The sequence below is a fragment of the Algibacter mikhailovii genome (genome assembly GCF_014651495.1).
Lineage (GTDB): Bacteria > Bacteroidota > Bacteroidia > Flavobacteriales > Flavobacteriaceae > Algibacter_E > Algibacter_E mikhailovii.
The window spans coordinates 417,079-442,123 of sequence record NZ_BMWZ01000004.1 but is presented as its reverse complement, the minus strand read 5'-3'; the positions used below and the strand labels follow the sequence as shown (position 1 = coordinate 442,123).

Annotated in this window: 15 protein-coding genes; 6 read left to right on the top strand and 9 right to left on the bottom strand. The window is 36.7% G+C overall.

What is annotated here, in order from left to right:
- Positions 1-83 precede the first annotated feature (83 nt).
- Entirely contained in the window at positions 84-3,260 is a 3,177-nt protein-coding gene (locus IE051_RS10685; protein ID WP_189360764.1) for a VPS10 domain-containing protein, read from the bottom strand.
- Positions 3,261-3,368: 108 nt separating this feature from the next.
- On the opposite strand from IE051_RS10685, the gene IE051_RS10680 reads away from it, so the two are divergent.
- The 6 genes from IE051_RS10680 to IE051_RS10655 all read left to right on the top strand — a co-directional run bounded on the left by IE051_RS10680 (position 3,369) and on the right by IE051_RS10655 (position 13,189).
- Entirely contained in the window at positions 3,369-4,496 is a 1,128-nt protein-coding gene (locus IE051_RS10680; RefSeq protein WP_189360763.1) for a vWA domain-containing protein, read from the top strand.
- A 2-nt stretch (positions 4,497-4,498) separates the two neighbouring features.
- Positions 4,499-5,965, top strand: a complete 1,467-nt coding sequence (locus IE051_RS10675) for a MoxR family ATPase (RefSeq protein ID WP_189360762.1) — start codon at positions 4,499-4,501, stop codon at positions 5,963-5,965.
- A 225-nt stretch (positions 5,966-6,190) separates the two neighbouring features.
- Complete coding sequence (locus IE051_RS10670) at positions 6,191-8,278, top strand: HAD-IIB family hydrolase (protein ID WP_189360761.1); 2,088 nt, start codon at positions 6,191-6,193, stop codon at positions 8,276-8,278.
- A gap of 20 nt (positions 8,279-8,298) precedes the next feature.
- A complete protein-coding gene (locus tag IE051_RS10665; RefSeq protein WP_189360760.1) occupies positions 8,299-9,579 on the top strand; it encodes a glycosyltransferase in 1,281 nt (426 codons plus the stop codon).
- 46 nt (positions 9,580-9,625) lie between these two features.
- Positions 9,626-10,507: a carbohydrate kinase family protein gene (locus IE051_RS10660; protein ID WP_189360759.1), complete on the top strand. Its 882-nt coding sequence runs from the start codon at positions 9,626-9,628 to the stop codon at positions 10,505-10,507.
- A 303-nt stretch (positions 10,508-10,810) separates the two neighbouring features.
- Complete coding sequence (locus IE051_RS10655) at positions 10,811-13,189, top strand: zinc-dependent metalloprotease (RefSeq protein WP_189360758.1); 2,379 nt, start codon at positions 10,811-10,813, stop codon at positions 13,187-13,189.
- Between the two features lie 114 nt (positions 13,190-13,303).
- On the opposite strand, the gene IE051_RS10650 is transcribed toward IE051_RS10655, so the two are convergent.
- From IE051_RS10650 to IE051_RS10615, 8 genes are all read right to left on the bottom strand, one after another.
- The gene (locus IE051_RS10650; protein ID WP_189360757.1) at positions 13,304-13,870 is read right to left on the bottom strand and encodes a YdeI/OmpD-associated family protein; all 567 of its coding nucleotides are present in this window, start codon (positions 13,868-13,870) and stop codon (positions 13,304-13,306) included.
- Positions 13,871-13,873: 3 nt separating this feature from the next.
- Positions 13,874-15,520 carry a M1 family metallopeptidase gene (locus tag IE051_RS10645; RefSeq protein ID WP_189360756.1) on the bottom strand — a complete coding sequence of 549 codons (1,647 nt, stop codon included), beginning with the start codon at positions 15,518-15,520 and terminating at the stop codon, positions 13,874-13,876.
- A 39-nt stretch (positions 15,521-15,559) separates the two neighbouring features.
- Positions 15,560-16,891 (bottom strand): M28 family peptidase, encoded by a 1,332-nt coding sequence (locus tag IE051_RS10640; protein ID WP_189360755.1) that lies wholly within the window; start codon positions 16,889-16,891, stop codon positions 15,560-15,562.
- Positions 16,892-16,990: 99 nt separating this feature from the next.
- A complete protein-coding gene (locus tag IE051_RS10635) occupies positions 16,991-18,793 on the bottom strand; it encodes an acyl-CoA dehydrogenase FadE (RefSeq protein WP_189360754.1) in 1,803 nt (600 codons plus the stop codon).
- A 20-nt stretch (positions 18,794-18,813) separates the two neighbouring features.
- A complete protein-coding gene (locus IE051_RS10630) occupies positions 18,814-20,004 on the bottom strand; it encodes an acetyl-CoA C-acyltransferase (protein WP_189360753.1) in 1,191 nt (396 codons plus the stop codon).
- A 3-nt stretch (positions 20,005-20,007) separates the two neighbouring features.
- Complete coding sequence (locus IE051_RS10625) at positions 20,008-22,413, bottom strand: 3-hydroxyacyl-CoA dehydrogenase/enoyl-CoA hydratase family protein (protein ID WP_189360752.1); 2,406 nt, start codon at positions 22,411-22,413, stop codon at positions 20,008-20,010.
- Between the two features lie 10 nt (positions 22,414-22,423).
- Positions 22,424-22,867, bottom strand: a complete 444-nt coding sequence (locus IE051_RS10620; protein ID WP_189360751.1) for a MarR family winged helix-turn-helix transcriptional regulator — start codon at positions 22,865-22,867, stop codon at positions 22,424-22,426.
- A gap of 101 nt (positions 22,868-22,968) precedes the next feature.
- The gene (locus IE051_RS10615; RefSeq protein ID WP_189360750.1) at positions 22,969-24,744 is read right to left on the bottom strand and encodes an AMP-dependent synthetase/ligase; all 1,776 of its coding nucleotides are present in this window, start codon (positions 24,742-24,744) and stop codon (positions 22,969-22,971) included.
- Positions 24,745-25,045: the final 301 nt, after the last annotated feature.

The following is a 25,045-nucleotide window of genomic DNA, read 5'->3' as shown; positions in this document are numbered from 1 at the left end:
AAGCGATCTGCACAGTAATAAAGTATAAAAATAAAAAAGACTCTAATTTTAGAGTCTTTTTTATTTATTCTATGCTTGTTTTCTTACTTAAAACTTTTTAGTGTTTGGAAAGGAGATGTTTCTACGTTTTCCATTAACTCTTGATATGCATCCCATGAGGTGTTGATGAGTGTATTGGTTTTTTCAAGACCATGGTCTAAAGCATCTTTTGCCTGTTTAATCAACTCGTTTTCTGTTTTTGTGATGCCGTTTACTCGGCTTTCTACATAATATCGGGCAGATTTTAATCTAGAATTTATATTAGGAATAGGGCTTCTTACAATGCCCTGTCTTTTGTCCTGTTTTCCTAAAAACAAGTCTATGACGGCATTTATTTCTTTTATTATTTCATTTGAAGCCTCAATTTCTTTTTTATATTTTTCCTTGTCTAATTCCTGGAAACGAACTTTAAAATCTTTTGCTATTTTTTTTCTTTGATTCAACTGTTCTAGGGCATCGGCCATAGTTTTTTGCATGCTTTCAATAGTTTTACCGCTTTCATAAATGGCATTAATTGATGCAAGGGTTTGTTCAATCCTAGGATCTTTTTTTACGGTGATCCAAGCTTCGGATGTAAGGTCCTTATAATGGAGTACAATTTTGTATTTCCCAGGTTTAACTTTTAGACCGGAAGGTTCTTCTTTGGTTTTAGAGATTTCTCGAGTCGCTTTCTTTGGACCTTTTTCCTTAAGTTTCCATTGTATTTTATGTAGCCCACTTGCTTTGGGAGCGACTTCCTTTTTTGTTCTAATTAAGCGATCACCGTCATAAATTTTTAATGTGATAGAATCTTTTTTAATCACTTTGTTTTCGGTCTCAGTACTATCTGTTACTGTAGAAGCCTCGTTTTGGTCAATGGTTATTAAATACGATAATTCAGCACCTGTTTTCCTATTATCACCATTGTAAATGGCATCTGCTCCAAAGCGTGATCCAGAAGGTCTTTGAAGGGCAGCTAAATAGGCAGCAGGCGGGGTAAATAGTTTTAATTCTGTTTTTAAAACTTCGTTATTTATCGCTATTTCTCGTAAGGGGCGAATATCATCTAAAACCCAAGCTGCACGGCCAAACGTACCTATAATTAAATCATTTTCTCGTGGATGAATAACTAAATCTTTTACGGGTACCGTTGGAAAGCCTTCAGTCCATTTTTGCCAATTGGTTCCAGCGTCAATTGAGACATATAAACCATCATCAGTTCCTAAAAATAAAAGATTGCTAGTTTCAGGGTCTTCAACTATGGCTAAGGCATAACTTTTAACATCAGTGGCATCTACTATTCGTTTCCAGGTTTTACCGTAATTAGTCGTTCTATACGCGTAAGGCATATAATTAAAGCGTCTATAGTCATTGGCTATAAGCAATGCTTCTCCTTTGTTTTTATTAGAGGCTTTTATCTGTGGTATCCAACTGCCTTTAGGAAGATCTTTAATGTTTTGCGAAACGTCTGTCCAAGTATCACCGCCATCTTTTGTAATATGCACTTTGCCGTCATCTGTACTTACCCAAAGCATATCATTTTCAATAGGCGAAGGTTCAATGACCAGTATGGTACAGTGGTTTTCAGCCCCAGTAGCATCAATTGTCAATCCGCCACTATTTCTTTGATTAAGCTTATCAGGATTGTTAGTTGTTAAATCTTCTGAAATGATAGACCATGTTAAGCCTTTATCGGTAGATTTATGAACGAATTGACTCCCAAAATACAACGTGTTGTAGTCATAAGGATCCATGCTTATGGCAGCGTTCCAATTAAACCTTAAAAGTATATTGGGATCTGGGTGTGTAGGTTGTACTTTAATATTATTACCCGTTTCAGAATCATAATAGCTAACCGAGCCCTGTTGGCTCATAGACCAACCATATCTTGAATCTTCTTTATCAGGAATAACATCAAACCCATCACCAAATGAAATTTCTTGCCAGTATGCATTTCTTATGCCTTGATGACGCCAAACATAGGCAGGTCCTTTCCAAGAACCATTGTCTTGCATGCCACCATAAACGTTGTAAGGAATCTCGTTATCTACATTAATATGGTAAAACTGAGCAACAGGTATATTACCAATAAATCGCCAAGTTTTACCACCATCATGAGAAATGTTTAAGCCACCGTCATTACCATCAATCATAAAATTTCCATGGTATGGGTGAATCCAAAAGGCATGATGGTCTGGGTGTACACCGCGGTCTGTATTATAAGCTGGCATAAGTTGACTAAAATGTTTTCCGCCGTCCTGACTGACATTAACATACGTGAAAATGGAATAAACCCGATTTTCATTTTGTGGGTCTACATAAATTTCAGAATAATAAAATGGACGGTCTCCTTTGTCTTTTTTATCATTTACTAGATGCCAATTAAAACCGCCATCCTCACTTTTATAGAGTGCATTCTTTTTTGCCTCAACAAGGGCGTAAATAACATCAGGTTTATTAGCTGCAATGGCAATACCAATCCTTCCTAAATCACCCTTAGGGAAGCCGTCGTCTTCAGTGATTTTTTTCCAAGTATTACCACCGTCATGTGTAATGTGAAGCCCTGAACCTTCCCCTCCTGAATTAAAAAACCAAGGGTCTCGCTTATGCTCCCACATCGCGGCGATCAATTTATTAGGGTTTTTTGGGTCCATAACCAAATCTGCCGCTCCCGTTTTATTATTAATAAATAGTATGTTATTCCAGGTTTTACCACCATCCGTTGTTTTGTAAACACCACGCTCAGGATGTTTGCCCCATGGTGATCCTATCGCTGCGGCATATATAATGTCTGGATTATTTGGGTCTATTATAACACGATGAATATGTCGCGTCTGTTCAAGTCCCATTAAAGTCCAAGTTTTTCCGGTATCTAATGATCTATAAATACCGTAACCGCCATTTAAACTATTCCGAGGATTACCTTCTCCGGTACCCACCCAAATAACACTTGGGTTTGATTGTTGAATGGCAACCGCTCCAATCGATGCTGTAGCCTCTTTTTCAAATATGGGAGTCCATTTAACACCGCCCGATGTAGATTTCCATAATCCGCCAGAGGCAGTGCCAACATACATAATATCCTCATTACTGTTAACAACATCTATGGCAGTAACTCTTCCAGACATACCTCCTGGACCAATATTCCGAGGGGTCATGTCTTTAAATAATTCCATTTCTAATTTTTGTGCAAATAAACTTGTTGATATAAAAAGAGATATCAGTAGGTAGGTGTATTTCATGTGGCTATTTTTTAGTCGAATAAAAATAATAAAAACTTATGAAGTCATTGTATAAATAAATGTTAACGCCTGAATAAAGTTTGTGAAAAGCACTATTTTTATAACGCTATGGATAATAAGAAAAAGAAAAGAAAGGGTTTTGTATTCAAAAAGTATGAAGCGCCTCATCAATCACCTTTTGATAAACTATTTGAGATATTTAAAGAACTTATAACGCACACCTCGGGTGATTTTGATGAAGCCATGGATTGGCTTCGTGAATTAGACAAAGAGTATAAACTAACAACTCCTGAATATACCTTAGAAGACTTTATTGAAGATTTAAAGAAGAAGGGGTTTATTAAAGAAGAAATTGATCCTGATGGCAATGGCGGAATGGCCATTACAGCAAAGACTGAACGTGCCATAAGGCAGCAGGCACTTGATCAAATATTTGGAAAAATTAAGCGCAGCGGACAAGGTAATCATAAAAGTAAAAGTCCTGGTATTGGCGATGAACATACCGGAGATTTTAGGGGGTACCAGTTTGGAGATGCTTTAGATAAGGTGTCTATGACCGAGAGTTTAAAAAACGCTCAAATTAGTCATGGTATTGGTGATTTTACTTTATCTGAAGCCGATTTGGTAGTTGAGGAAACCATGCATAAATCACAGATGAGTACGGTGCTTATGATAGATATCAGTCATAGTATGATTTTATACGGTGAAGATCGCATTACACCGGCCAAAAAAGTGGCTATGGCTCTTGCTGAACTCATTACAACGCGTTACCCAAAAGACACGCTGGATATCATTGTTTTTGGAAATGATGCATGGCAAATAGAAATTAAGGATTTACCCTATTTAAAGGTTGGTCCATACCATACCAATACAGTAGCAGGTTTGCAATTGGCTATGGATTTACTGAGACGAAAACGGAATACGAACAAGCAAATTTTTATGATTACAGATGGAAAGCCAAGTTGTTTAAGGCTTCCTGACGGCGAATACTATAAAAACAGCATGGGTTTAGATACCCATATAGTGAATAAGTGCTATGCCATGGCGCAACAGGCGAGAAGGTTACACATTCCAATAACAACATTTATGATTGCACAAGATAACTACCTCATGCAATTTGTAAGAGAATTTACTTATGCCAATCAAGGAAAAGCATTTTATACTGGTCTTAAAGGACTTGGAGAAATGATTTTTGAAGATTATGAAACAAATAGAAAAAAAAGAATTAGAGGATAAATATGAAAATAGAAAATATAAAAAGTTTAGGTGACTTAAAAGAATTTGGGTACACGAGTAAAACAATCAAGGATGAATTGAGAGATAATTTAATTCAAAAGATAAAAGACAAAGAAACCACTTTTGAAGGTGTTCATGGTTATCAAAACACTGTTATTCCGGAATTGGAACGCGCTATATTGTCTAGGCATAATATAAATTTATTAGGCTTAAGAGGGCAGGCAAAAACACGTTTAGCACGCCTAATGTTAAACTTGTTAGACGAATATATTCCCTATGTTAAAGGTTCAGAAATTAATGATGACCCATTCAACCCCATTAGCAGATATGCCTTAGAGCTTATTACAAAGGAAGGTGATCAAACACCAATTTCATGGTTGCATAGAAGTGAGCGTTTTGCTGAAAAGTTAGCAACACCAGATGTTACAGTTGCCGATATTATTGGCGATGTAGATCCAATAAAAGCCGCAAATTTAAAACTGAGTTATGCGGATGATCGTGTGATACATTATGGGATGATACCAAGGGCTAACCGTTGTATTTTTGTAATTAATGAGCTTCCTGATTTACAGGCAAGAATACAGGTAGCACTTTTTAATATTTTACAGGAGGGTGATATTCAAATAAGAGGCTTCAAGCTAAGGTTGCCACTCGATATTCAATTTTTGTTTACTGCAAATCCAGAAGATTATACCAATAGAGGCAGTATTGTAACACCTCTTAAGGATAGAATTGGTTCGCAGATTTTAACGCATTACCCTGAAGATATAGAAACAGCTAGAATGATAACACAGCAGGAGGCGAGTATTGTAGAAAGTCAGAAGAGTACTGTTATTGTTCCTGATTTAGCGAGAGATCTATTAGAGCAAGTTGTTTTTGAAGCTAGAGAATCAGAATTTATAGATGCTAAAAGTGGCGTAAGTGCGCGGTTGAGTATAACGGCTTTAGAAAACCTCTTAAGTACAGCCGAAAGGCGTGCATTGATTGCTGGAGATCGGTTAACATGCTTACGTTTATCAGATTTTGTTGGCATTATTCCTTCCATAACGGGTAAGGTTGAGTTGGTTTATGAAGGCGAACAAGAAGGCGCAGCCGTAGTGGCTTATAATTTAATAGGAGAGGCAGTTAAAAGTTTATTTCCAGAGTTTTTTCCTGGCATTGAAAAACTTAAAAAACAGAATGAAGAAGGTCCTTATGACGATATTATTTCTTGGTTTTTTAATTTAAAGGATGGTTTTGAGCTTATGGACGATTTACGGGATAAGGAATATATGGATTTGTTAGATTCCGTCACACCTTTAAATGATTTATTGGGAGAATATCAACCAAATTTGTCAAAACAAGACAGTTATTTTGTAAAGGAATTTGTGCTATGGGCATTGGTTGAATTTAAGCAATTGAGTAAAAAAAGATTTACAGAAGGCATTCAGTTTAAAGATCCATATGGTAGTTTTATAAATGGAATTTAGAAGGTTTTAAGGTTTTCAAATTCATATTTTAATGCCGTTTAATTTTATTATATGTATTTACAACCCGGTATTTTGTTATTCTCTTAAAAATAATATTCATACACATTATAAAAGCGATTTTTAACGATTATGGGCAATTTTTGGCTAAATTAAGTCAATAATCGTTCGTTTTTTGTGATTTTTTAGTTGAAATTCACGTAAAACGATAAATCATGTTTTTTATATATGGATGCAAATCTTGCCAAGAAGAGTGCTATAAAGCTCTTGTCTTTTGATATTGATAACACATTAATAGACTTTCATACGTATAAGAGTAATTTTCGTAAAGTTTGGAAAAAGTATAAGCCTTCCAAGGATGTATTATTAACTTATAATACTGGTCGATTAATTGATGATGTGCTCCACCTCATTGAGACGCGTGTTCTACCTGAGCCAGACTATATTATTTCGGGTGTTGGTACACATATTTATAATTTCAAAACAAAAAGTCTGGTCAAAGAATTTAATGATGTCTTAGATGACGGATGGAATTTGGAGGCCGTTGAAGAGGTTATAAAGAATATAGAGCACCCCATTAGTGAACAGCCAACTAAATTTCAGCATTCATATAAACGGAGTTACTTCTTTCATAATGCTACTGTAGCCTCTATTGAAAGTGTGGAACAGGGTTTTGTGAATGCCAATATGGATATTAATGTTGTGTATTCTGGTGACAAGTTTTTAGATATACTTCCAAAATTTGCAAATAAGGGTAATGCCCTGCAGTGGTTACTTAAGAAATTGGATATTAAGTCATCCGAAACTTTGGTAGCTGGTGATAGTGGCAATGACTCTGCCATGTTTGACTTAAGGGATGTAAAAGGCATTGTTGTTGCTAATGCACACGAAGAGTTGTACCAATATACCAAGCACCGTCAAGTTTATCATTCAGAAAAAGAGAAAAGTGATGGTATTATTGAAGGTTTGGTCTATTATGAAATACTTTCTGAGGACGCTATTATTGCAAGCAATGTTGATCATACTGATGACTTTTTTATAAAGCAAGAATTAAGTCATGTGGCTGATGAAGATGAGGATGAGAAGGTCGCTTTTATTAGAGAAGGCTATAAAAAAGCTATTGATGCTTTAAAAAAGAACATAACACCTTTAGGTTTTTCGGCATGTTCAATAAAAGACAATGTGGCTCATGGTACTGATGAAAATTATTATAGTGTTTGGGCGCGTGATGGGGCCATAACCGTAATAGGAGCCTTGCCTTTAATTTATAAGGATGAGGAGATACATCAATGTGCCCGTCAAACGCTTATAACTTTATTTGAGCATATTTCTAGAAACGGACAAATTCCATCAAATGTGCGTATTAAAGATAATATTCCCGATTACTCGGGGGTAGGAGGTATTTGTTCTATTGATAGTGGTATTTGGGTAGTTATCGCGTTTTACGAGTATGTGAATGTGACTAAGGATATTGAATTCCTTAGAAAATATATTTCTGATATAAAGGAAACCATGCGCTGGCTAGGAGCTCATGATAGTAATAATGATGCTTTGTTAGAAATACCAGAAGCAGGCGATTGGACCGATTTATTTGGAAGAAGTTATAATATTCTTTATGATGAAATTCTTTGGTATCGCTCTAATGTGTGTTTCGGGCGTATGTTAGAAATGCTCGGCGATTCTGAGCAAGCAGGAGAGTTCATTCGCTGGTCTCAAGTCATTAAAAAAGAGATTGTTCAAAATTTTTGGCCTTCTACACAACAACAATTATTTCAATCTGTTTCTTTTGCCGAAAAGCAATTTACTCTTGGGGATACATCCTATTTAATTGCGCAAACTACACCTTTTGATTTTAGTTGGAGATGTGATGTTTTCGGTAACGTACTAGCCTTTTTACATGGCACTATAGACGCAGAAAAAGCGCACCAAACCTTTCGTTTTATGCTAGGAGTTGGTGTGAATGATCCGTTTCCTGTAGCCAATGTTTACCCTGTAGTAAGTCCAGGAGATCCAGATTGGCGACCATACTATACAGTAAACTTATTAAATCTACCAAATCATTATCACAATGGGGGAATATGGCCGTTTGTTGGCGGTTTTTGGGTGAAGTTTGTTAATAAACTAGGCTTTAAGGAAATGGCTATTTCAGAATTGTATAAACTGGCTCAAATAAATAAAGAAGGTATTACAGAAGAGTGGGAGTTTACAGAATGGGCACACGGCACTACCGGAAAACCAATGGGGAAAGCGTATCAGGCATGGTCGGCGGCTCAATATATATCTGCCTGCCATGATTTAAAGATTATAAAAAAATAAATTAAATTAAACTAAATATTATGAAGTCGATACTAATGATCTCCTTACACGGATATGTTGCTGCAAACCCAGAACTTGGAAAACCAGATACAGGTGGCCAAGTGGTTTATGTTTTAGAATTAGCTGAGCGCTTTAGTCGGCTTGGTAAACGCGTAGATCTGGTAACACGGCAGTTTGAGGATCAACCCGAATATGATGTTGTTGATGAAAATTACAGTATTTGGCGCATTCCTTTCGGAGGCAAGAATTTTATCCGAAAAGAAGATATGCACGAGCACTTGAAAAAGTTTGTTACCAATACGCTGGCAGCCATCAAAAAGGAAAACAAAAAGTATGATGTTGTGTATTCTCATTATTGGGATGCCGGTTGGGCTGGACAAAAAATAGCCGAAGAATTGGGGATATCGCATGTGCATACACCACATTCGGTGGGATGGTGGAAACAGCATACCATGGGAAGCGATATGGATGAGAAGGAAATGGAGAAAACGTATCGTTTTAAAGAACGCATTAGAAAAGAGTATTTTGTATATCAAATGTGTAACCATATTATTGCGACAACCTTGCCTCAGGTAGATTTGTTAACCAAGCAATATGATGTACTGCCAAAAAACTGTACCATGATTCCTCCTGGTATTGATGAGAATCGTTTTTTTCCTGTGCCTTCTAAAGAGAATGATAAAATACGGGTGAAGTATGACATTCATCCCACTGATATATTAACCTTGGGTAGAATGGCACATAATAAAGGTTATGATTTGTTAATACAAGCATTACCTACCGTCTTCGAATTATGTCCTGAGGCACGCTTGGTGGCTGCCATTGGAAGCGATAATTCCAATCAAGATGATCAAGGGGTGAAAACCCTCAAGAAACTGGCAACGGAATTAGGTGTGATGGATAAAATAAAATGGAAAAGTTATATTGCTGATGAAGACTTAGCGAATGTGTATCGCTCGGCTAATATTTTTGCTATGCCTTCGCGTTATGAACCTTTTGGGATGGTAGCTATTGAGGCTATGGCTTGTGGTACGCCTAGTGTGATTACGGTACATGGCGGCCTTTACGATTTAATAGACTTTGGGAATCAAGCCCTCTTTGCAGATCCACATAGATCAAAGGAATTTGGTGCCATGATGGCTATGCCATTGCTATACCCTAAAATGCGTAATGAATTATCAGTTGAGGGGGCACGCTTCGCTAGACGAAATTTTGGATGGACCGGTATTGCTAAACGCATGATTCAAGTATTTAAGAGCTCTATTAATCAAAATACAATGGAGGCCAACATATTTTATTAGACCGATAATTTTTTAAGTAATTTTAAAGCATTGAATACACAAAACAATGAGTCACATAGTTTGCTTTGGCGAAATTTTATGGGATATTTTTCCTGATACTAAAAAAATTGGTGGTGCACCCTTAAATGTGGCTTTGCGTTTGGCATCCTTTAATCAAAGGGTGAGTATGATTAGTGCGGTTGGTCAAGATCGTTTAGGTGATGCCTTAATCACCTATTTAAAAGATAATCAGGTGGAGTCTGAATGTATTCAGCAATTGAATACCTTTAAAACGGGAGAGGTATTGGTAAAGCTCAATGCTAAAGGGGTGGCCACTTATAACATTGAATACCCTTGTGCATGGGATCGTATCGCGGTTACAGAGTCTGCAACTGCAATTGTAAAACAGGCCGATGCTTTTGTTTATGGAAGTTTAATAGCAAGAGATAACGTCTCTAAAAACACCTTATTTACTTATTTGGAATTGGCCAAATATAAAATATTTGACCTTAATCTTAGAGCACCATTTTATTCTAAAGTACTATTGCAGGAATTGATGCAAGTAGCGGACGTTATTAAATTTAATGATGAAGAACTCTTTGAGGTAAGTGCTTTTTTAGGTTCGCCATATCGAGGTTTAGAACAGAACATAAATTATATTGCCCGAAAAACAAATACTTCAAGTATTTGCGTTACTAAAGGGGCTTTTGGTGCGGTATTGTTGCACCAAGAACGGTTGTACTATAATAGCGGATACAAAGTTGAGGTTGTAGATACTGTTGGGGCAGGTGATTCTTTTTTAGGAACCCTTGTTAGTCACCTCATGGATGAGGTGTCTCCTCAAATGGCCATTGATATGGCCTGCGCTGTTGGTGCTATGGTGGCTCAAAGTGAAGGTGCCAATCCTAAAATAAGTGTCTCCGAGATTACGGACTTTATGGGAGAATGACTATATAGTTATACAGATTTTGAATACTCTACTTTTTCTTAAGGAAAACTCCTGAAAGAGGGTTTATGTGCAAGTCTCTTTACGTATATTTATATGGTTTTATGTCAAGGATAATCATTTTAAACGGTTTTTATTTAGCATCATTAGTTATACATTGGTGGGGTATATGACAGTTTTAAATATTCTTTTTAGTGACATAGGTTTATCTTAGAAGTGCCTACAGTTTTATGATGTGTGCTGTTTGGATATAACCAGTTTACCAACCGTATTTGGGTATTCTCAGAATAAATTATTACGAACACTATGAAAAACACGCTATTTCTTATTTTATTTAGTCTTTCAATTTCAGCGCAACAATATAACGGCCTGTTCAACTTTACCTATTCAGAGAAAGGATCCCCTTATAATGAAACTGGGACTACTGAAAGTTTAATCCTTGAAGTCAATGACTTAGAATCTAATTTCCTCTATGTAAACTACCTGAGTCAAGGCCTTGGTAATAATGATTTAGGATTAGATAGAGGGAAAATTGGGAGTCAACAAATTGTCTACTTTCAAAAAGCAGGAAACAAACTCCTGCTTATTCAACCTAACCTTAAGTTTCGTGCAACTACAAAAAACCAACTCGAAAAAGCATCAGTAGAGCAAGCTTTTGGGAAAAGTGTTTTGTTTGGTTTTCCAATTTTAGGTAAAACCGAAAAAGGCTATGAAATTGATTTAACGCCTTTTTTAATGCAAGATGTCTTTAATGTAGCAGGTCAATTACAAAAAAGTAAACAAGGAAATTACAGTATTAATAAACAACGTTCTGCTTTGAATTTAGAGCGAACCAAAGCATTTCCTAAGAATGTTGAATTCGAAACGTTAATTACACTACAAGGTAAGCCCACGGGGACTAAATTGAAATCGGTTGTCCCGAATACCCATTATGTCACCACTTACCAGCACCACTCATTTATTGCCTTGCCTGAGCCCGGTTATGAAACCAGAGCGTACCACCCCAATTGTGGATCATGGGATTTTAGTTACTACGATTATGCAACACCTATTGAAGAAAATATTAAAAAACAACTTATCGAGAGACATCGTTTGGTAAAGAAAAACCCTGAAGAGGCCATTTCTGAAGCCGTAGAGCCAATCATATATTACCTTGACAATGGAACCCCTGAACCAGTTCGTTCAGCCTTATTGGAAGGAGGAGCTTGGTGGAATCAAGCTTTTGAATCAATTGGCTATAAAGATGCTTTTCAAATTAAAATATTGCCTGACGATGCTGACCCTTTGGATGTGAGGTATAATGTTATTCAATGGGTTCATAGATCGACCAGAGGTTGGAGTTATGGCGCATCTATAACAGATCCTAGAACAGGAGAAATAATAAAAGGACATGTGAGTCTAGGTTCTTTGCGTATTAGACATGACTATATGATTGCCAAAGCTATAAGTAATAAACCTTATGCATCAACAAACAACAAAGAGCAAGAGATGTTGAATATGGCTGTTGCAAGAATTAGACAACTCTCTGCGCATGAAATAGGGCATACATTGGGGTTTCAGCACAATTTTGCGGCTAGTGTTAATGACAAAGCTTCTGTAATGGATTATCCGCATCCTACTTTTGAATTGCGTGGTGATGAAATCACTTACAATGCTGCATATGCCACAGGTATTGGTAAATGGGATAAAATTGCTACGGCTTTCGCCTATGGCACCGGAAGTCATTCAGAGCGCGTAAGCAGTCTTAATAAAGCATTAAAAGACGGCTTTAAAAACATGAGCGATAGTGACGTTATTCCCGGGGGAGTTAGCAGCACGGGCCACCGTTGGGACAATGGTGCAGATGCGACGGCCGAACTAGAACGTATTTTAACTGTCCGTCAAGTTGCAATGCATCAATTCTCTATTGATAATATTGATGAAGGTGAAGCCATAAATACATTAGAAGATCTTTTTGTTCCCATCTACTTTATGCATCGCTACCAAATCGAGGCAGCCGTTAAATCTGTTGCCGGAATGGACTACCACCGTGCCACTAAAGGTGATGGTGGAAAGGCTGCCAGCATCCTACCTAAAAACCAACAATTATCAGCCTTAAATGTAATTTTGAAAAGTATTAGTCCTAAGGAACTTGCTATACCAATAACACAATTACCCCTTTTTCCCCCACGCCCTTCTGCGACAAAGTCTAACGAAAATTTCAAAGGAACTACAGGTATTGCTTTTGATGCCATAAGCGCAACTACAATGAATGTTTCCCATACACTTAAACTACTCTTGCATCCCCAACGGGTTTCGAGATTATATCAACAGCACGTGCTAGATAATGAACAATTGGGATTAGAAGAAACCTTAGATACTATTTTAGTAAATAGTATCTATACCGCAATGCATAAAGATAGCTACTACCAAAGCATCCAACAAAATACAAGCTACATAATATTAGACCTATTGATGGGCTTATCTCAGAGTGATAAGATCTTACCACAGGTGAAGAGCATAATTGACCATAAGCTCAAGGAGGTTCAAAATCAATTAGCTAAGACCAAAAATAAATCGGTATTTAGTTTAGCTATTCAAGAACGTATAGCCAACTACTTTGAGCATCCAAATGCTATTAAGTCCTATAAAATTCCAGATATACCAATGGGATCACCTATTGGGTCATATTGTGATACCTATTAAAATAATGTTTGATTCCCTTGGAAATTGAAACGAACTAATTGATCAAAATACGATTTGCCTAACACCAAATTCATTCAAACGCCTTAAGGCAGACTTGATCTGCCTTCATTTAAGTTACCGCGATTTAATATTAGCCTCACAGAGCCTTATGATTTCCTTTATCCGTTTTTGGATAGTAGCTTCTCGCTTGGCATTTTTTATCCAGGATAAGTAACTTTTTTGATACCCTTTGGCGAAGTTTTGGTAGTTCTCAAAGGCCTTAGGATTGTTGTTAAAAGCAGCTTGTAAATTATCCGGGATAACGCCATTTTCTACATCATCCATCGCGGTCCATGTCCCTGTTCTCTTAGCTAATTCAATCATTTTATAGCCAGATTCTTGCATTAATCCGTCTTGGATTAAAGCCGTTACATATTTTTTGTTCAGCGCACTCCAAGTGCTTTTAGGATTTCTTGGGCAGAAATATTGCCGTCTTTTACCATGGCCCAAACTTTTTACAGTAGAATCTATCCAGCCAAAACAAATGGCGACTTTTACAGCTTCGTCCCACCGCATCGTTGGTATATTCATTTCAAGTTTGTAAAAAATAAGGTAAACCGCTTTTTCCTTATCATGATTTTTTAGCAACCATGCATACCAATCCGTATCACGTTCAAAGTGTATTTCTTGAAAATCTGACAAGGCTTATAGTTCTTTATGGTTTACATAAAAATCCTCGTCAATACTGAAGGCTGATATCTTTGAATCGGTTTTAAGTTGTTGCCATTCTGAATTTGGATACAACCATTGTTCAGTGCCATTAATTTTAATTTGAATAGGCATATCAAAGTCATTAACAATATTAGTCCATCGGTATTTTATTTCATTTTTATCAATGGCGTACTCTAATGCGGGGATTTGAATTGTTCTCAAGTATTGATTAAAAAAAGCCGTTAAATCAATCTCAGAATGTTCACTAATATAGTTTTCAATCGCTTTAGTAGTTACTGTTTTATGATAAAAGGTCATATTCAGTCCTCTCAATATTTTGCGCCATTTTTCATCATCTTCAATCAACTGTCTTAATGTGTGCAGCATATTGGCGCCCTTGAAGTACATGTCTGGTGATCCTTCTTTATTCACATCATACACTCCAATAATTGGTATTTCGTTAGCAATACTCTTTCGGGTGCCAATAACATATTCAGAAGCAGCCTGTTTCCCATAATAATAGTCCAAAAACAAACTTTCAGAATAGGCTGTAAAACTCTCATGAATCCATAAATCGGCAATGTCTTTTGCTGTTATGCTATTTGCAAACCATTCATGCCCGGATTCATGAATGATGATAAAGTCAAATTTTAGGCCCCATCCAGTACCCGAGAGGTCTCTGCCCAGGTAGCCGGTCTTATATTTATTTCCATAAGTCACTGAACTTTGATGCTCCATCCCAAGATAGGGCACTTCTACTAATTTGTAACCATCTCTATAAAATGGATATTGTCCAAACCAATATTCAAAAGCTTTCATCATTTTTGGAGCATCCTTGAAGTGTTCCTTAGCCTTTTCAAGATTATATTTCAATACGTAATAATCCATATCTAAAAGGCCTCCCATGCCATTGTATACTTCAGAGAAATTTGTGTAATCTGCAATATTTATATTGACGCCGTAATTATTAATAGGACTTTTAACAATCCACGTATAAGTTTTAGTGTCATCAATACGTTCCACACGTCTTAGTCTGCCGTTTGAGACATTCATTAATTTTGCGGGCACATTGACACTTATTTGCATACTGTCTACTTCATCATACATATGGTCTTTACATGGCCACCAAACACTTGCACCTAAGCCTTGACAAGACGAGGCTACAAAGTGATTGTTATTTTCATCTTTTTTCCAAGATATACCGCCATCCCAAGGCGCATTTACGGCTTCTTTTGGATGCCCTTCGTAATACACATCTAGGCTATTAATGGCTGCTAATTCTTGCTTGCTGTCTAGGTGAATAAAATGTGCATTACCATCATGTATTATTTTTAGTTCCTTTTCATTTTGAACCGCTTTAATAAGGGTTAATGGCGCTTGCAAATCTATTTGCATGATAGAATCTTGTTTCAATACTTTATATTGAATGGTGTTTTTACCAGAGATAAATTTCTCATCAGGATTGACTTTTATGTCTAAATGATAATAGGTTAAATCCCACCATTCGCGCTCAGGGGTAATACTTCCTCTTAAGGTATCCTGTCTAGTGAAGTTGGACTTATCCGAAAGTAGATTTTGAGCATGGCCAATTTCAAATAAAAAGAAAAGCACTAAAAATGAGCGTAGAAATTGTTTTTTCATATTGAACTATAAAATTTTAATGTAAAAATTAATTGAAACTTATCGCATAATTTGATTAGGAAAAGTGACTACACTTTCAAAGTTGTTTTCGCCAATAGCACTTACACCGAAAAAGTAGTTATCAATAACGATACCTTCAAGTGTAAATTCCGAAATATCACCCACAGTTCTGCTGTGATCCCAAGTAGGGGAAGTAGTATCACGCCAATAGATTTTATAACCTGTTGCACCGTCAACCTTGTCCCATTTTAATTTTACAGAAGCTTCTACAATACCTCCAATGGCAACCGTTTTTGGCGCTGGAGGAGCCCAAGCTAAACTGGCAAGGTTAATTGCATTTACAGCCGTTAATTTTTTGGTGTAGCCAAAGTTAACATGCTCAATAACGTCCCCGTATTTAATGCCGTTTTCTTCCCTAATATCTTGATGCTGTTGTGTGTAGTTTTCATGAGCTTCCATAATACGTATGCCGGCAAAACCTAAATCATTAAAAGGCCTATGATGACCACCTCGGCCAAAACGATCCAGCCTATAAACCATCATGGGATTCATTTCTGGTAAATAGGTTTTTGTTGTTTTGTGAATGTAACGGGCCAGTTGTCTTGAAATACCATCTACTTCACCGCCATAAAACCGTCTAAGACGTCTTTGTTTTTCTGTTTCATTAGGGGGTGTAGGCTCAGAAAAAATTCTGAAGGTTCTATTATCAATAATGCCATCTACACCCTCTATATTACCAATCATATCATTGTTTAGAACGCCAATAATATCCCAATCTTTATTCTTAGCATATTGGGCTAACCCTTTGCCCCCAAATAAACCTTGTTCTTCTCCAGATAGTCCAACATACACAATGCTGTTTTCAAATTTGTACTGACTTAAAACTCTGGCAGCTTCTAGGGTGCCAGCCATGCCAGTGGCGTTATCATTGGCACCAGGAGCATCGGTTGTGAAGTCCATAGTGTCACTTGCTCTTGAATCAATATCCCCGCTCATTATAATATATCGGTTTGGGTATTTAGTTCCCTTTTGAACCGCAACAACGTTGACAACCCAAGCATCATGAGGAACCCTGCTATTTCCTTCTTTGGTAACAAAATCTTTTTGGTAGAAAACTTCCAGGCAATTATCACATGAATTAGAAATGGTTTCAAATTCCGATTTTATCCAGCGCCTAGCAGCACCTATTCCGCGTGTGTTAGATAGGGTGTCGCTAAAGGTGTTTCTAGTTCCAAAGTCAACCAAGGTCTGTACCTTATTGCGTAATTCATCTTCAGAGATATTATCAATGATTTCATAAATTTTTGGAGAGGTTTGACCCCAAGTAAAACTAAAACAGCAAAGCGTAAAAAAGGTAAGTATGAATTTCATTTTTTTTTGTTTAAAAATAGCGAAAATAAAAACGCCCCGAAATAAATTCAAGGCGCTTTTTAAAATTGAGTTAGTCACTACTCTAAATAAATTTTTCTTTTAAAAACAGTATTTGTTTTCTTTAATTACTTTTTCAGCAATAATATGTCTTAATTCAATAATATTTGGCATGTTTACATACTTAATATAACGTTTTAAGCCCATAAGCATCATACGTTGTTCGTCCCCTGTAGAGAATGAGATAATGGAATGTTTTCCAGCAGTTTCAATAACATCAATAGCATGAAATAAATTAAGTTTAGCCATGGCTATTTGTTCCTTAGCTGAATCTTCTCCATCTTTCTTGGCCATTTTCTCAGCCCTAAGAATAGCGGACTCCGCTAAGTATATTTGAATTAATATATCAGAAGCTGCCAGCATTAATTGTTGCTGTTGTTCAATTTTTTCTCCATATTTCTGAAGCGCGGCACCTGCCACCATTAAAAACAATTTCTTTAAGTTTTTAATAATATTTTTTTCTTCAGAAAATAACTCAGAATAGTCAGGTACTTCAAAAGATGGTATGCCAACCAACTCATCTTTTACGGCCATAGCAGGAGTTAACACATCAACATGGCCTTTCATCGCTTTTTTTATGAGCATGCCAATGGAAAGCATTCTGTTAATTTCATTAGTACCTTCATAAATTCTCGCGATTCTGGCGTCCCGCCAAGCTGATTCTATTGGCGTTTCCTCAGAGAAGCCCATACCACCATAAATTTGAATGCCTTCATCAGAACATTTTTGAATAAATTCGGATACTGCTACTTTAAGAATAGAACATTCTATAGCATACTCTTCAACACCTTTTAGTTCGGCCTCTTGATGCGAGTCTTTGCCATTGTTTTTTCTTAATTCAATTCTGTCTTCAATATTTTTGGAAGCGCGATAGGTAGCAGCTTCGCCAACCCAACAGTTGGTAGCCATTTCAGCTATTTTTTGACGAATGGCACCAAAACTCGATATTGGCGTTTTAAATTGAATACGCTCATTCGCGTAATTAACAGATTCTGAAATGACACGCCGTTGCGCATCTAAACAGGCTGCTGCCAATTTAATTCTACCTACATTAAGCGCATTCATGGCTATTTTAAATCCGTTACCTCTAGTAGAAAGCATATTTTCGACAGGAACCACCGTATCATTAAAAAACACTTGTCTAGTAGACGACGCGCGAATTCCTAATTTGTGTTCTTCTTCCCCCATGGTAATTCCGTTAGGTGCATCGGGGTTATATTCAACAATAAAACCTGTAATGTTTTTATCATCTTCAATACGAGCAAAAACAATCATTAGATTGCAAAATCCAGCATTTGAAATCCACATCTTCTGGCCAGTAATTTTATAGGTCTTACCGTCTTCTGAAAGTACTGCTTTTGTTTTACCTGAATTGGCATCACTACCCGCACTAGGTTCCGTTAAGCAATAAGATCCAAACCATTCTCCTGAAGCTAGTTTAGGAACGTATTTTTTCTTTTGTTCTTCATTCCCGTAAAGCGTAATAGGCATGGTGCCAATACCTGTATGTGCACCAAAGGCCGTACTAAAAGAACCTGTTGCGCCTGAAATATAATCACAAACGAGAACAGTGTCAACAAATCCCATGCCCATACCTCCATATTCCTCAGGAACGGCTATGCTAAGAAATCCAAGATCTCCAGCTTGTCGCATACAAGATTCGGTTAACGCATAGTCCTTTTTTTCAAATTGTGCTTTTTTAGCCCAAACCTCTCTATCGATAAATTCGGTTACTGCTTCTTTCATCATTAGCTGATCTTCATTAAAGTCTTCGGGTGTGAAAATATCTTCACATTCGATTTCTTTTACCAAGAATTGACCGCCACGTAAAATGTCTTTTTCCATTACTTATTTTTTTGTTTTTTTTAGTTTAAAAATTCGAAGATGCCACAAGCGCCTTGTCCAGTACCAACGCACATGGTTACAGCGCCATAGGCTCCTTTCATTTCTCTTTTTCGCATTTCATCAAAGAGTTGAACAGAAAGTTTTGCTCCTGTACAACCTAGGGGGTGTCCTAGAGCAATGGCTCCCCCGTTAACATTAATTATATCTGGATTTAAGTCTAACTCCCTTATTACCGCTAAAGATTGTGAAGCAAAAGCTTCGTTGAGTTCTACTAATCCTAAATCTTTTTGTTGTAAACCGGCCTGTTTTAATGCTTTAGGAATAGCTTTTACAGGACCAATACCCATGATTCTTGGTTCAACACCTGCAGCTGCATAACTAACCAACCGCGCAATAGGTTCAAGGTTTAATTCTTTTACCATGTCTTCACTCATTACCATTACAAATGCAGCACCATCGCTCATTTGAGATGAGTTACCCGCAGTAACGCTACCACCTTGAGCAAAAACAGCTCTTAATTTTGCTAATGCCTCTATGCTAGTGCCTGCTCTTGGGCCTTCATCTTTATTGACCGTATAGGTTTTGGTTGCTTTTTTGCCGGATGCATCAATATATGTTTGTTCAACATCAATAGGTACAATTTGATCTTGAAAGCGATTTTCTGCCTGTGCTTTTAATGCTTTCATATGCGAATTAAAAGCAAACTCATCTTGATCTTCGCGAGAGACTTTAAATTGATTGGCCACGGCTTCTGCAGTATTACCCATACCCCAATAGTAATCTTCATGTCCGGCGCTTATAGTGTCATAATTCAATTCTGGTTTAAAACCAGTCATTGGAACAGAACTCATACTTTCTGAGCCTCCAGCGATTATACAATCAGCCATTCCAGCCTGGATTTTTGCGGCAGCAATGCCAATAGTTTCAAGTCCTGAAGAGCAAAATCTATTTACGGTGACACCGGGAACATCGATGCTGTTTAATCCAATCAATGAAATAAATCGTGCCATATTTAAGCCTTGAGAACCTTCAGGCATGGCATTACCTACAATAACATCATCAATCCTGCTGACATCAAGGTTAGGAAGTTCTTTCATCATGTGTTGAATGGTTTCAGCACCTAATTCATCTGCTCTTTTGAAGCGAAAAACACCTTTAGGCGCTTTTCCAACTGCGGTTCTATATGCTTTTACTATATATGCTTGTTTCATGGCTTAATTTCTTAAAGGTTTTCCTGTTTTCAACATATGTTGAATACGTTCTAAAGTTTTGCGTTCGGTACAAAGACTCAAAAAGGCTTCACGTTCTAGGTCTAATAAGTACTGCTCATTCACTAAGGTAGGCTCCGATAGATCACCACCTGCCATGACATAGGCCAATTTATTAGCAATCTTTTTATCGTGAGCACTAATGTAATTGCTGTCTTCCATAGCATCAGTGCCCACTAAAAACATTCCTAGGGCTTGCTTACCTAGTACTTTAACATCCGTGCGTTTTACAGGTTGTGTATAGCCCATATCGGCCATTAATTTGGCTTGCTGCTTTGCTACTGCTATTTGACGGTCCTTATTAACAACTACAATATCTTTTCCTTTTTGAAGTACCCCTAAATCAAAGGCTTCATATCCTGAGGTGGATACTTTTGCCATACCAATAGTTAGGAAATATTCTTGTAAAGTGTTTAATTCAACATCGCCTTTTCTGAAAGTATCTGAGGCTCTTAATGCCATTTCTTTAGAACCAGCACCTCCGGGAATGACACCCACACCAAATTCTACTAGACCCATGTATGTTTCAGCCGCGGCCACAACTTTATCGGCATGCATGGAGAGTTCGCAGGCACCACCTAAGGACATCCCATGCGGCGCAGAAACCGTAGGAATTGATGAATAACGCATGCGCATCATGGTGTCTTGAAAGTATTTAATGGCGGCATTAAGTTCATCATATTCTTGCTCTACCGCCATCATGAAAATCATACCAATATTGGCACCAACTGAGAAATTGGCACCCTGGTTTCCAATAACTAATCCCTCATAGTTTTTTTCGGCTAAATCAACAGCTTTATTAATGCCAGCTAAAACATCACCGCCAATGGTGTTCATTTTTGACTGGAATTCACAATTCAAAATACCATCACCTAAGTCTTCAATTACAACCCCTGAGTTTTTAAAGACTTCGTTAGAGGTTCTAATATTATCCAGTATGATAAAGGCATCTTGACCAGGAATTTTTACCTGTGCTTTAGTTTTTATGTCATAACAATAAGAAGCGCCATTGTTCACCGTATAGAAGGATGCACTCCCAGAAGCTAACATGTCAGAAACCCATGAGGCCACCTCTAAGTTTTCTTCCTTTATTAGTTCGAGCCCTTTATCAACACCTATGGCATCCCATATTTGAAAGGGGCCATGCTCCCAACCAAATCCAGCTTTCATAGCATCGTCTATCTTATAGAGGTCATCCGAAATTTCTGGAATACGATGACTCACATAGGCAAACAATGCAGCAAATGTTTTTCTGTAAAACGTTCCAGCTTTATCTTTACCAGCTATTAGAACTTTAAAACGGTCTATAACTTTATCAATAGGTTTGGTGAGATCTAGAGTCGCAAATTTTGCTTTTTTAGATGCTCTGTATTCTAAGGAATTCAGGTCTAGGGATAAGATTTCTTTTTTACCATTAGACACCTGTTTTTTGTAGAAACCTTGGCCAGACTTGCTTCCCAACAAGTTGTTTTTCATCATGGTATCAATAAAATCAGGAAGCTTAAAAAGCTCAAGACGTTCGTCGTTTTTACAATTATCGGCAATACCATTAGCCACATGAACCAAAGTATCTAATCCAACAACGTCCACAGTTCTAAATGTGGCAGACTTAGGTCTTCCAATTACTGGACCTGTTAATTTATCGACTTCTTCAATGGTTAATGCCATGTCTTTAACGGCGTGGAAAAGGCTCATAATACTAAAAATGCCAATTCTATTACCAATAAATGCCGGTGTATCTTTAGCTACTACAGATGTTTTTCCTAAAAATTGTTCGCCATACCCATTTAAAAAGTTTAAAACAGCGGCATCTGTCTTAGGGCCTGGAATAATTTCAAAAAGTTTTAAATAGCGTGCGGGATTGAAAAAATGAGTACCACAAAAATGCTTTTGAAAATCCTCACTTCTGCCTTCGCTCATGAACTTAATAGGAATACCTGAAGTATTTGAGGTAATAAGCGTACCAGGTGTTCTATGTTTTTCAAGGGTTTCAAAGACTTGCTTTTTGATATCAAGACGCTCAACAACAACTTCCATAATCCAATCGACATCTGCGACTTTAGATATATCATCTTCAATATTTCCAGTGGTTATCCTACTGGCGAACTTTTGATGATAAATAGGGGACGGTTTGGATTTTAAGGATGCTGTTAAGGCATCATTCACCAATCTATTTCTAACTACTTTATCCTCTAAAGTTAAACCCTTAGCTTTTTCTTTGGCGTTAAGTTCTCTTGGAATAATATCCAGCAATAGAACCTCCACGCCAATATTAGCGAAATGGCAAGCAATACCACTTCCCATAATCCCAGAGCCTACTATGGCTACTTTTTTTATTCTTCTTTTGCTCATTTTTTTATTGCTAATCGTTTTGATTGTATATTTTTTTACTAGACACAAGTTCATTAATAACTTCAGCTACTTCATAAAAATGGTCCAGTTTTTCTTCGGGTACTGTTTTCCTGATGGCCTCATTAAACAGCAATACTTTTTCTCTGGAATAATCTCTGTTTTTAATGCCAAATTCGGTTAAAGAAATAATAACGCCTCGTCCATCAGCTGGATTTGGCTTACGTTCAATTAAACCTTTGGTTTCCATGGTTTTTAGAATTCTGGATAAGCTCGTAGCTTCCATACCCATTTTAGGCCCCAAAGCGGTTGAAGGGGTGCCCGTTTCTGGGTCTATACTTAATAGTGTAAATCCAGTAGCCATAGTACTTCCAAATTTATAGGCCTCCTCATTATACATTTTTTGAACGGTTAACCATGTGGTTCTAAGAATGTAATCGATGGTTTTGTCTTTCATTTTTTTTGGTAGGTTTTCCCAAATATATAAAAATATATTATGCACGCATAATATATTTTAGAAAAAATACCAAGACCGTATTAAAGTAGGAGTGTTGTCGGCTATTTTGCCGGTCTATAGATGGATTCTATAAGGTCATGGTATTTCTCCTTGATAACACTTCGCCTCATTTTCATGGTAGGGGTAAGGTGTCCAGAGTCAATACTCCATTCTTCGGAAGTTAATCTAAAAATTTTGATTTGCTCCCATTTACCAAATTTTTGATTGCATTCATCAATTTCTTTTTGAATCCTTTGTTGTACAATTTCGGAATTCGCGATGGCTTCAAAGGAATTCTCAATGGGATGATGCTTAAGTGTAACCCACTCATGAACAAATTCAAAATTAGGTTGAATGAGTGCGGCAGCCATTTTTTCGCCCTCACCAATCACCATAATTTGTTCAATAAAGAGCGATTGTTTTAATTCGTTTTCCAGGAGTGTAGGCACAATATACTTACCTCCTGAGGTTTTAAACATTTCTTTCTTTCGTCCTGTTATTTTTATAAAACCTTCAGAATCAATTTCACCTTTATCACCGGTATGGAAATAATCACCGGTCATTACTTCTTTTGTTTTTTCTGGATTTTTGTAATAGCCCATCATAATATTCGGCCCTTTACAAAGTATTTCACCATCTTCAGCAATCTTAACTTCTACATCATCTACAGCTTTTCCAACGTATCCAATTTTCCAGCCGCCATTTCTTCTATCACTTACAGAAATACCAGGAGAGGTTTCGGTTAAGCCATAACATTCCATTATGGGCATGTTTGCAGCTCCAAAAATATGGCCCAATCTAGGTTGTAATGCCGCGCTTCCAGAGGCCATAAATTCAATATTACCACCTAAAGCTTCTTGCCATTTGCTAAAAATAAGTTTTCGAGCTAATTTTAATTTTTGTTCATAAAACCAACCATTTTGTCCGTAGGGTTGATATTTAGTGCCCAGTTCTACGGCCCAGAAAAACAATCCCTTTTTTATACCTTTTAAATCCTGACCTTTGGCAATAATTTTATCAAAAACCTTTTCAATTAATCGAGGAACAACGGTAATCATACTCGGCTTTACCTCTTTAAGGTTATCCCCAATTTTTTCTATACTTTCAGCAAAATGAATGGATAAACAGCAGTATTGGCATAAATATAGAAATGTACGCTCAAAGATGTGGCATACAGGAAGGAAGCTTAGTATTTTATGATTTTTTTCAAGTGGAAATTTTTTTTCCACAGCAAATACGTTCGATACTATATTGTTATGAGAAAGCATAACACCTTTGGGTTTACCCGTAGTCCCTGAAGTGTAAATTATGGTTGCCAAATCTTCTGGCTTAACTGCATCCTTTCTTTCTTCAACAATATCCTGATTAGAAGGATCATTACCTAATTCAATTAATTCTGCGTAATTCTTACAGCCTTCAATATCCTCAAAAGAATACACTTCTTTTAATTTTGTTTTAGATTTTATCTTATTTATTTTTTCTAAAATGACATCATCAGAAACAAAACAATAAATAGATTCACTATGGTTTAATATGTATTCATAATCTTCAGAAGAAATGGTAGGATAAATAGGAACCGTTTGTGCACCCGTTTGTAGTGCCCCTATATCCACAATATGCCATTCCGTTCTATTCGTGGTAGAAATAATTGCTATTTTATCATCTTTATTAACACCTAATTTTACTAAAGCCCTACTTAAAGCATTAGCTTTATCTAGGTATTCTTTGGTAGAAGTATTGACCCATTTATCATTATGCTTGGTCACCAAAGCATTATCTAAAGGATTATTTTCTAGCTGATAATATGGAAATTCAAATAGTCTTGTTATCTCTGTCATGGATTGTTTTTATAACATGTAGTAGTGCAAAATAGGAAAATAAAAAGTCTTTTCAAATGGCAAAGCCATATGATTAACATTTATTTGGGTTCTTTTTTTAGTTCATCGAATTGTTAAACCAATAATAAATAGGCTATTTAAAGCTATAATAGATAAAATTACCGCTTCATTTTTGCGAATATTTCAATAACTTTAAGTCTTTTCTTGGGTTATTTATTGCAAATAACAATATTGTTTAAGGTTTATTTGATAAATCGATCAAGTGTTTGAATAATAATTTGTCAACCTTATTTTACTTAAA